This is a genomic window from Moorena sp. SIO4E2 (assembly GCF_010671945.1).
In the GTDB taxonomy this organism is placed as follows: Bacteria; Cyanobacteriota; Cyanobacteriia; order Cyanobacteriales; family Coleofasciculaceae; genus Moorena; species Moorena producens.
Map to the genome: position 1 here is coordinate 1 of NZ_JAAHIE010000219.1, position 11,326 is coordinate 11,326.

Here is an 11,326-nt window from a genome sequence, read left to right on the forward strand (position 1 = left end):
TAAAATTACTCTACAATGCCGATTTGTTTACAGGCACAAGAATGGGAGAGGAGCGAGGAATACAGGAAATTGTTCAACGCCATGGTATTCTGCGAACCCGGATTCAGGTGGTTAATGGCATTCCACTGCAAACAATCGATCCCTGTGCCGAGTTTAGGTTAGCTGTAGTGGAGCTAATACAGGAAGGTAATCACCAACATAACCTCCAGAAATGGGCGACCACAGAAGCTGAGAAACCCTTTGATCTCAAGCAGGATTTGCCAATCAGGGCTACTCTGTTGCAGTTATCCCCAAAAGACCATGCCCTATTCCTGACCCTGCACCACATTGTCTCGGATGGCTGGTCCATGGAACTGCTTCTACAGGAACTGTCAACCCTCTATACTGCTTTTGTGGCTGGGCAACCGTCTCCCCTCAAACCTTTACCAATTCAGTACGTTGACTATGCTGCTTGGCAACGTCAGTGGCTAGAAGAACATGTAATTGAGAAACAGGCAGATTATTGGAAAGGGCAGTTAGCTAATGTATGCTCCCCGATCGATTTGCCCACAGACCGCCCCCGAGCATCTGTACAAAGTTTTCGGGGAGGGCAATTCCATTTTCAGCTCGACACCGCTGTGTCCCAAAAGTTGCGAACCTTAGGGCGAGGGACTAATAGCACCTTGTTTATGACCTTGCTGGCTGCCTTTGCTGTCCTCCTCTCACGCTACAGCGGCCAGCAGGATATCGTCATTGGTACTCCTGTTGCCAATCGCCATCATGGTCAAACCCAATCACTAATTGGCTTCTTTGTCAACACCTTGGTGCTGCGTACTCGAACTGAAGGGAATCCCAGTTTTAGAGAACTGCTTCAGCAGGTACGTCAGGTTGCCCTCTCTGCCTATAGTCATCAGGATATTCCTTTTGAAAAAGTGGTGGAAATTCTGCAACCAGAACGTTCCCTGAGTCATAGTCCCTTGTTTCAGGTCATGTTTGATTTAGAGCAAAGCCCAACTTATGGGGAGTTTCCTGGGCTAACCCTCACCCCTATTGAGCGAGAGCATCAAACCGCCAAGTTTGACCTTACTCTATCAATGGTAGATACCCCTTCTGAGCTCAGCGGATACTGGGAATACAACAGTGATTTGTTTGACCGGGAGACTATTGTTCGGATGGCTAGCAACTTTAAAACCTTACTAGCTGGGATTGTCGCTAATCCTGAGGAACAGGTTGAGCAGCTGCCGTTACTGGGTAACAAAGAGCGCCAGCAGTTGTTGGTTGATTGGAATCAAACCCAACAGGATTATCCGGTAGTGCAGGGTATTCAGGAATTGTTCGAGCAGCAGGTTCAGCAAACTCCTGACGCGATCGCTCTACAACATTGTGATCGCAAAATGACCTACCGAGAACTACACGAGCAAAGCGATCGACTGGCCTGTTACCTGCAAAGAAAGGGGGTAGGGTCGGAAACCCTTGTGGGCATTTGTGTCGAACGTTCCCTAGAAATGGTAGTAGGGTTATGGGGGATTATCAAGGCTGGAGGTGCTTATGTTCCGTTCGACCCAGCCTATCCTCAAGAGCGGATGAACTATATTTTGCAAGATACCAAACTCTCGATTCTGCTCACTCAGAGTCATCTTGCAGCTAAGGTTGACAATGCAGGGGTTCACTCCATTTACCTTGATGCAGATTGGGAAAGCATTAGCAAACTACCATTTTCCTCTCTTGAAAAGAAAAATTATCTCGATAGTTTAGCTTATGTAATTTATACCTCTGGCTCAACTGGCAAGCCCAAGGGGGTTGAAATTTGCCACCGTTCCCTCGTGAATTATATAAGGGAGGCGATCGCCACTTTCCATCTTGTTCCCTGTGATCGAGTACTCCAGTTTTCCTCCATAAGTTTTGATGTTGCTGTTGAAGAAATTTTTTCGTGTTTATGTATTGGAAGCACTTTAGTATTCCGTACCGATGAAATGTTGGCATCCAGCCAGCAATTTTGGCAGCGTTGTCAGGAATGGCAACTGACTGTGTTAGATTTGCCGACAGCTTACTGGCATTTGTTGGCTGCAGATCTGACTACCGAAACCCCACTCCCTCCTAATCTGCGACTGGTCATTATTGGGGGTGAACAAGCAATGCCGGGATATCTCGATCGATGGCAGCGTTATGTTACTCAAAGCTATGTCAACCAAGGCTCTAGCCCTCCTCAATTAATCAATGGCTATGGACCGACCGAAGCCACTATCGCGACAACCTTCTACTCGTTAACCTTGAACGATGACCCAGAGAAAGGCTCCCTACCTGTCCCGATTGGTAAGCCCATTGGTAACACCCAGGTTTATGTTCTTGATCACCAAAAACAACCGGTTCCCATTGGTGTACCGGGAGAGCTTTATATTGGGGGAGCAGGTTTGGCCCGAGGATATCTCAATCGTCAAGGGTTAACCGAGGAAAAATTTATTCCAAACCCCTTCTCATCGGCAGAACCTTCCAAGCGCGATCGCCTTTATAAAACTGGGGATTTAGTGCGCTATCGTCCTGATGGCAATCTCGAATTTATCGGTCGTCTTGACAATCAAGTTAAGCTACGGGGCTTCCGAATTGAATTGGGAGAAATTGAAGCAATCTTGATTCAACAAGAAAACATCCGGGAAGCGGTCGTGATCCTGCACGAAGATTCCCCCGGAAATAAGCGCTTGATTGCTTATATTGTTGCCACGGTGACCACAGGAATTGATGAATTAATTGAGAAGATCAAAGCCAAACTCAGAGAAATCTTGCCCGAGTATATGGTGCCAGCAGCGATCGTGCCCTTATCGGCTCTACCCCTGAGTGTAAGCGGAAAAGTTGATCGACCAGCTTTACCCGCCCCACCAGAGTTAAAGCGTGCCCCTCTACAGGATAAGTTGCCCGAAACAAATTTAGAACAACAAATTGCCAGAATTTGGGAATCTCAACTAGCAGTAGATACTATTGCCACAGAAGAAAACTTTTTTGACTTGGGAGGCACTTCTTTGCTGATGATTCAGGTTTCTGAACAGTTAAAGCAGCAGTTTGAGATTGACCTTTCCATTATAGACTTGTTCCAGTATCCCACGATTAGTACTCTAGCAGAACACATTGATCAGCAGCTAAAAACAAACAAATCATCAGAGGAAGTAGATCTCCAGCGTAGCCGTAAAGTTAGTCAATCCCAACAACAACGTCAAAAGCGACGGCAACATCGTAAAACTAAGAATTAATAATAGGAGATATCATGACTAATTTATTATCAGAAGATTTAGAAATTCAAGATTCAGATATCGCCATTATTAGTATGAATGGGCGATTTCCAGGGGCGAATACTATTGAAGATTTTTGGCAAAATCTACGTGATGGGGTGGAATCCATTTCTAATTTTTCTGATCCAGAATTGTTAGCAGCAGGGGTTCCTTCATCAATAATTGCCGACCCCAACTATGTCCGAAAGGGAACAGTTATTGATAGAATAGACCAATTTGATGGGTCTTTTTTTGGTTTCAATCCCAAAGAAGCCGCAATTTTAGATCCTCAACACCGCCTCTTCTTAGAATGTGCCTGGGAGGTTTTAGAGCAAGCTGGATATGTGGGAGAGGAGTATAACGGTTTAATTGGTCTTTATGCTGGAGGCGGCATGAGCCAATATTTGCTCAAACACTTGTATAGGAATCCAGCCTTAGAACAATCCGTAAGTAACTACCAATTGATGTTAGCCACAGAAAAAGACTTCCTGCCAACACGAGTGGCTTATAAGTTAAATTTAACTGGACCGACGGTAAATGTCCAAACGGCCTGTTCAACTTCATTAGTAGCAGTTCATCTAGCCAGTCAAGCTTTATTAAATGGAGACTGTGATTTAGCTCTAGCAGGGGGAGTTTCTATTCGGCTACCTCAAAAGGCTGGGTATCTCTATCAAGAAGGAATGATTATGTCTCCTGATGGTCACTGTCGTGCCTTTGATGCCCAGGCTAGGGGGACAATTGGGGGGAGTGGGGCAGGAGTGGTTTTGCTCAAACTGGCATCAGAAGCGATCGCAGATCGTGATACCATCCATGCCCTGATCAAAGGTTCTGCTATCAATAACGATGGTGCCCAAAAGGTAGGGTTTACTGCTCCCAGTGTTGATGGACAAGCTGCAGTAATTGCTGAAGCCCAAGCTGTTGCTGATGTTAGCGCCGACACCATCACATGTATTGAAGCCCACGGAACTGGTACAGAATTAGGTGATCCTATTGAGCTTAAAGCCCTTACCCAGGCTTTTCGGCAAACGACGGCAGCAAGTGGGTACTGCGCGATCGCTTCGGTGAAGACAAATATAGGCCACTCGGATACGGCAGCAGGTGTGGCAGGTTTAATTAAAACAGTTTTGGCTCTTAAGCACAAACAAATTCCCCCAAGTTTACACTTTGAAACCCCCAACCCCAAAATTGATTTTACCAACAGTCCCTTTTATGTCAACACCAAGCTATCCGAGTGGAAAACTAATGACAACCCTCGGCGAGCTGGGGTAAGTTCTTTCGGTATTGGGGGAACAAATGCCCATATTATCCTGGAAGAAGCTCCTTTAGGGCAGAGAATACCAGACGAAATCCAGAGCAAAAGACCCTATCAATTATTAGTGCTATCGGCTAAAACTAGTTCTGCTCTGGAAACAGCAACCAGTAATCTTGGCACTCACCTCACCCAAAATCCCAATTTAGACTTAGCAGATGTCGCTTACACTCTCAGTGTTGGTCGTCGAGCCTTTGCTCATCGGTGTTTCCTCGTATGTTCTCAATTAGATGAAGCTATAAGCGCTCATGTGATCAGAGGTTATACCACTACCTCAAAGCGCCCATTCATATTTATGTTTTCCGGTCAAGGTGCCCAGTATGTCAATATGGCTCAGGAGATTTACCAGCATGAAGCCGTATTTCGCCAAGAGGTCGATAACTGTGCAGAACTACTGCAACCAGAATTAGGGCTGGACTTGCGTGACATTCTTTACCCGGATTCTGAAAAAACCAATGAAGCAGCCCAATACCTACAACAGACAGCGATCGCTCAACCCGCTCTGTTTACTATTGAGTACGCTCTAGCAAAACTTTGGGAATCCTGGGGAGTTTTTCCCCAAGGCTTAATTGGTCACAGTATCGGTGAATATGTTGCAGCCTGTTTAGCTGGTGTCTTTTCTCTTGAGGATGCTCTATCCTTAGTCGCAGCAAGAGCAAAGATGATGCAGCAAGTATCTGGTGGAGCCATGCTCTCCATTCCACTTTCCCAGCAAGAAGTACAACCTTTTTTAGGTAAAGAGCTCTCTTTAGCGGTAGTTAACGGGCCATCTCTTTGCGTAGTTTCCGGTTCCAAAGAAGCAGTTGAAGTTTTACAAAATCAATTAACCCAACAAGGTTTAGAGTGCCGCCGTTTACATACATCTGCTGCTTTCCATTCCCAGATGATGGAACCGATTTTGCAGCCGTTTGCTAAACGAGTCAAACAAGTTAACCTCAATCCTCCCCAAATTCCTTACCTTTCCAATCTCACAGGAAAATGGATTACTGTAGCCCAAGCAACAGATCCTGACTACTGGGTTAAGCACTTGCGCTCTACGGTGCAATTTGCACCTTCGATGGCAGAATTGTTGAAAGAACCTGACCAAATCTTACTGGAAGTTGGCCCAGGGCGAACATTGAGTACATTGGCAAAACGACACCCCAATAAAGTAGCTCAACAGGTAGTGCTCTCTTCAACACGACATCCCCAACAACCGGGCTCAGATATAGCCTTTTTGTTGAATACCTTGGGACAACTGTGGCTAGCTGGTGTCAAAGTTAACTGGTCCGAATTCTATGGCCAAGAGCAGCGTTATCGTGTCCCCTTGCCAACTTATCCCTTTGAGCGCCAGAGTTACTGGATCGAACCCCAAACACAGGTAAACTCTATCAGTTTAGAGCAAGAGAAATTAAGCAAAAAACCAGACATAGCCGACTGGTTTTATATCCCATCCTGGAAACGCTCCCCGCTACTAGCCCATCAACTCAACGAAGCATCAATTCAAGGTAACGTACTGGTATTTATTGATGAGTGTGGGTTAGGAGAAAAACTTGTGCAACGACTGGCACAAGAATGTCAAGAGGTAGTTGTTGTCAAAGTCGGGGAATCGTTTATCAAGCAAAGGGATTATCTCTATACCCTTAATCCAGAACAGAGTAATGACTATGACACCTTGTTAAATGAACTTCGCACTTTAAATTTGCTCCCAAACAGCATCGTTCATTTGTGGAATGTGACCCCAAACAGTTGTGCTGAATTAAATTGGGAATGGGTTGACAAAGCTCAAAACCTGGGATTTTACAGTTTACTGTATCTTGCCCAAGCCCTAGGAAAACATAACTTTACTGAGGAATGTCAAGTTACCATTGTTTCCAATAATATGCAAGACGTGGATGGAGAAGAGTGGCTATGCCCGGAAAAAGCAACACTTCTCGGACCGGTTAAGGTAATTCCACGAGAGTACTCAACTATAACCTGTCGTAGCGTTGATATTGTTATTCCCCAATCAACTAGGAAAATAGAGATACTGGTAGATAAACTACTGAACGAACTGGTGACAACATCAGAAGATGAGGTGATCGCCTACCGAGGAAATCATCGTTTGGTGCAAACCTATGATTCTCTAAGATTGGAGCAGTCTGATAACGAGCGATCGCGGTTAAGGGAAGAAGGTGTCTATCTAATTACAGGGGGACTGGGAGGGATTGGATTAGTATTGGCAGAATATTTGGCCAATACCGTCAGGGCTAAATTGATTCTGATCGGACGTTCTGCTTTTCCTGAGCGTTCCGAATGGGAACAATGGCTAACCACTCACGATCAACAGGATAAAATCAGCCGGAAAATCCAGAAAATAAAGGAACTCGAAGCCACAGGAGCTCAGGTATTAATTGTTCGCGCTGACCTAGGGTCTCGGGTGGAAATGGAAAGTGCGATCGCTAAAGCTTCGGAACGCTTCGGCAAAATCAATGGCGTTATCCACGCGGCTGGTGTTCCTGGGGGTGGAGTCATTCAGCGTAAAACACCAGCCATGGCAGAAGACACTTTTGGCCCCAAAGTCAAGGGTACCCTGATTCTCGATAGTATCCTTAAAGACATGGAGTTGGATTGGTTTGTTCTGTGTTCATCACTAGCCTCTATTGTCGGATATTTGGGACAAGTAGACTATTGTGCAGCTAACGCCTTTTTAGACTCTTTTGCTCAGTATCAAACTAACCGAGATGGTACAAGAACTTTTTCTATTAACTGGGATACTTGGCAGCAAGTAGGCATGGCAGTAGAAGTAGCAAAGGGATTGGCTTCTGGTTCAAAAAATTCCGCCACTCAGCTAAAAGAATTAACTCACCCTTTATTCGACCAATATATAGAGGGTGAAGACCAAGTAGTATTTGTCAGCCAATTTAGCCCTAAAAAACACTGGGTTCTCAATGAACACAGGCTGATGGGTAAGGCAACACTGCCAGCAACAGCCTACCTAGAAATCATTAGAGCTGCTTTTGAAATCCATGCTCAAACTGGAGCCATGGAATTGCGAAAAGTCTTTTTACTAAAGCCTTTAGTAGTGGAAGACAATGAGGCAAAAGAAGTACGCACGGTCTTGAAAAAACGCGGAGATGCTTGGGGATTCTCAATTATCAGCCCCTTGGAACGAGAGCTTGATACATGGCAAGAACATGCTAGAGGGGAGATCGTTGCCCTAGAAGCAGAATTACCCCAAATCCATGATATTGCAGAAATTGAGGCTAGCTGTAACGAGCAGGAAATCATCTCCACCGAAAGTAAGAAAGATGCTCAAACAAGCCACATAGAAGCCAGCCCGAGGTGGAAAACACTCAAGCAGGGTAAAATAGGTAAAAAACGGGGCATAGCTATCTTTGAGCTAGCCGAAGCCTTTGTAAAGGATATTGATTTATATAAGCTACATCCCGCCTTATTAGACTGCGCAACCAATTTTATCAGTGCTAGAACTGAAGGGTTTTACTTGCCGTTTTCTTATCAAACAATAGAGATAAAAAGACCTCTGCCACCAAAGGTGCATAGCTACATCAGATATGCCAAAAATCAGCAGTTTTCCCAAGAAACTTTGATTTTTGACATCACAATCATGGACGATAAAGGAACGGAACTGCTGGAGATTAAAGACTATACTCTCAGAAAGTTAAGTCCTGAACCCACCAAAGATAACAGAGCTAATACAGAAGAGCCAGAAAGGGCAACATTTTCTACCTCTTATCCTTCGGATAATACGTTTAAGACATCCACTGGAACAACCACACCAACACCCTTATTTAAACAACTCCTTGAGCATGGATTATTGCCTACAGAGGGTGTAGAGATTTTCCGCCGTATTTTGTCTAATTCAATATCTCAAGTTTTGGTTTCGACAAAAGATTTAGAAAATGAAATCAAGCAAGCTAAAGTAGAAACAATACTCAATAAACGTCAGGATTTTGAGAAGCCTGTGGGCTCCCGTTCAAGAAGTCCACGACCAGCCCTGACAAAGGATTATGTGGCTCCTAGAAATGAATTGGAGCAAACAATTGCTTCAATTTGGCAAGATTTTATAGGGATTGAGCCAATCGGAATTTATGATGATTTCTTTGAATTAGGTGGAGACTCCCTCTTAGGGATTCAGCTAACGTCTAAGTTAAGCGAAACACTGCAAGAGACAATTTCTCCCAATAGTCTCCTGAATTCCCCTACTATTGCTGAACTGGCTGAATTTCTTGCTAGGGAAAAAAATCAGCACTTGGACTCCTCGTTGTTAGTGAAACTTCATCAAGGTAGTAACCTCAAACAACCCCTCTTTTTAATCCATCCTGTTGGTGGCTCTATCTACGGCTATCGCTATTTAGCTCACAATTTAGACCCGGATTTGCCAGTTTATGGGTTCCAGGCACGTGGTTTGGATGGAGAAGGAGAACCCCTGACCGAAATAAAGGAAATGGCTAGACGCTATCTTGACCTGTTGCAAACCGTTCAGCCAGTGGGTCCCTACAAACTTGGTGGGTGGTCTTTAGGTGGTCTCGTTGCCTTTGAGATTGCCCAACAGTTACACCAGCAAGGGCAAGATGTATCGAAGCTAGTTATGATAGATAGCTTTGCCCCCACCACAGTTAACATCTCCTCAGAAATTGATGAGGTCAGCTTGATGGCAGATTTCGCTAGTTATATGGGCGCTGTTGTCAGTCAAGAGTTTTCAGTATCTGTGGCTGAACTCAAACCACTCAATCGAGAGGAGCAATTGCACTATATTGTAGAACAGGCCAGAAAATTTGGAGTTTTGCCACTAGAAATTGGGTCAGACCAAATCCGCCATCGATTTGAAGTTTTCAAAGCCAACTCCGAAGCAATGGTTCGCTATACGCCTCAGCCTTATTTGGGTGACATTATTTTCTTCTGTGCCAGCGAGTCAATGAAGCCGACCCAAGACCCAAGCCTTGGCTGGGCTCCTGTAGCAGCTGGAAGTATTGTTACTAATAATATTCCTGGCAACCACTACTCGATCATTGAAAGTGATATTCTCGCTCAAAAGTTGAGAACCTATCTTAATTCATGAAGGCTATAATATCCTGTGGGGTAGCATCGTCATTGTCTAAGTAGCTGGACATAAATTACCTATAATGTGAATTAATTAAATGCATCAGACTACCGATACTCAAATAACTCCGGCTGATGATGGCAAGCCCACTATAATTAATAGTCTCACTAATAGTCTCACTAAACGGTTTCCATCACTGCAAGGAATGGAAACATTTACCTTCATCTGGTTTGGCCAAGTTATTTCACTGATCGGTACCAGTCTCACTAGTTTTGCCCTCAGCATTTGGGTTTACCAGCAAACCGATTCTGTGACCCAATTTTCCTTACCGGTACTCTCGGCGGCGATTCCTCCGATTTTAATTGGTCCGATTGCGGGAGTCTATGTCGATCGCTGGAGTCGTCGTTGGACGATGATTATTAGTGATTTCTCTGCCGGTTTGTGTACCTTGCTGGTGGCTTGGTTATACCTTAATGGTAGTCTGGAAGTTTGGCATATCTGTCTAACAAATGTGCTTAGGTCTAGCTTCAGTACATTTCAAGGTTTAGCCTATTCTGCCGCAACCACTCTGCTGGTTCCCAAAGCTAATCTTGCCCGTGCTAGTGGTATGGTCTTCACCGGACAAGCCATCTCAGATTTAGCAGCCCCTACCTTTGCGGTAACTCTACTGGCCATTATTCAGTTACCAGGGATTATCGCCATTGACTTTATTACCCTACTATTTGCCTTGGTAGCTCTATTGATAGTCAAATTTCCGGAGCTTTCAACTGGGACTGAGGAGCAAGGGGAACAGGAATCATTTTTACAAAATTTAACCTATGGCTGGAACTATTTCCTGCAGCGACCAGGTCTTTTGGGATTGGTAATGTTGGTTGCCCTCTGTAACTTCCTGATTGGAGCCACTCAGGTTCTCGATATCCCATTAGTCCTTTCTTTTGCATCGGTAACAACCCTGGGAATTGTGGTCTCCTGCGCCAATGCTGGCATGGTTATTGGGGGCTTAATCATGACAATTTGGGGCGGCTGGCAGAATCAAATGACTACTGTTTTTATCAGTATGTTTGCCATTGGCCTATCTGTCCTGTTTGTAGGTCTTCGCCCCTCCGCTATTCTTCTCGCTTGTGCAAATTTTTCCATGCTACTAACTATTCCGATAGTCAACAGTGCTATTCAAGCTATTTACCAGCGCAAGGTAGCTCCAGAAGTCCAGGGAAGGGTGTTTGCATTTCGGAAATCAGTAGCTTTAGCGACGCTGCCTCTGTCTTATGTTATTGCAGGTCCATTAGCCGATCGCTTCTTTGAACCCTTAATGACTCAAGATAGTATTGTTGCAAAAACCATTGGCAGAGTGATTGGTACAGGTCCTGGCCGTGGTATTGGCCTAATGTTTATTGCCATGGGGGTCTTGACTATTTTGATGACTTGTATCGCTTACTTTTTACCTCGTTTACGATATTTGGAGGATGAATTACCTGATGCGATTGGGGATTAAGAATTGGTAAGGGGGAATTGTTTTTACTGCTCTAAGTGAGCTTTACACTTTTGGAAAATAACCAAATTATGACTCCAACCAATTTCTGCCACCAATGGTGACAGTTTTTGATTTTGAGAGTAGGTGAGCCTCGTAGTGGCGTGGCACAGCTAATTTGGTGCATTAGATTCTAGGTCTTCATCAAGTTCAAATACAGGATATAGGTGTTTAAGTTTGACTCGTGCATCTTCGGTAGTAAATCGCCAAACGACCTTGGCTGAACT

At 44.6% G+C, this 11,326-nt stretch carries 3 protein-coding genes; all 3 read left to right on the top strand.

Features of this window, described 5'->3' with window-relative positions:
* Positions 1–3,221, top strand: a 3,221-nt coding sequence (locus F6K37_RS21050) for a non-ribosomal peptide synthetase (protein ID WP_287251925.1), incomplete at its 5' end; no start/stop codon positions are given.
* A gap of 14 nt (positions 3,222–3,235) precedes the next feature.
* Complete coding sequence (locus F6K37_RS21055) at positions 3,236–9,589, top strand: type I polyketide synthase (RefSeq protein ID WP_287251927.1); 6,354 nt, start codon at positions 3,236–3,238, stop codon at positions 9,587–9,589.
* 79 nt (positions 9,590–9,668) lie between these two features.
* Complete coding sequence (locus F6K37_RS21060; RefSeq protein WP_287251928.1) at positions 9,669–11,063, top strand: MFS transporter; 1,395 nt, start codon at positions 9,669–9,671, stop codon at positions 11,061–11,063.
* The last annotated feature ends 263 nt before the right edge of the window (positions 11,064–11,326 follow it).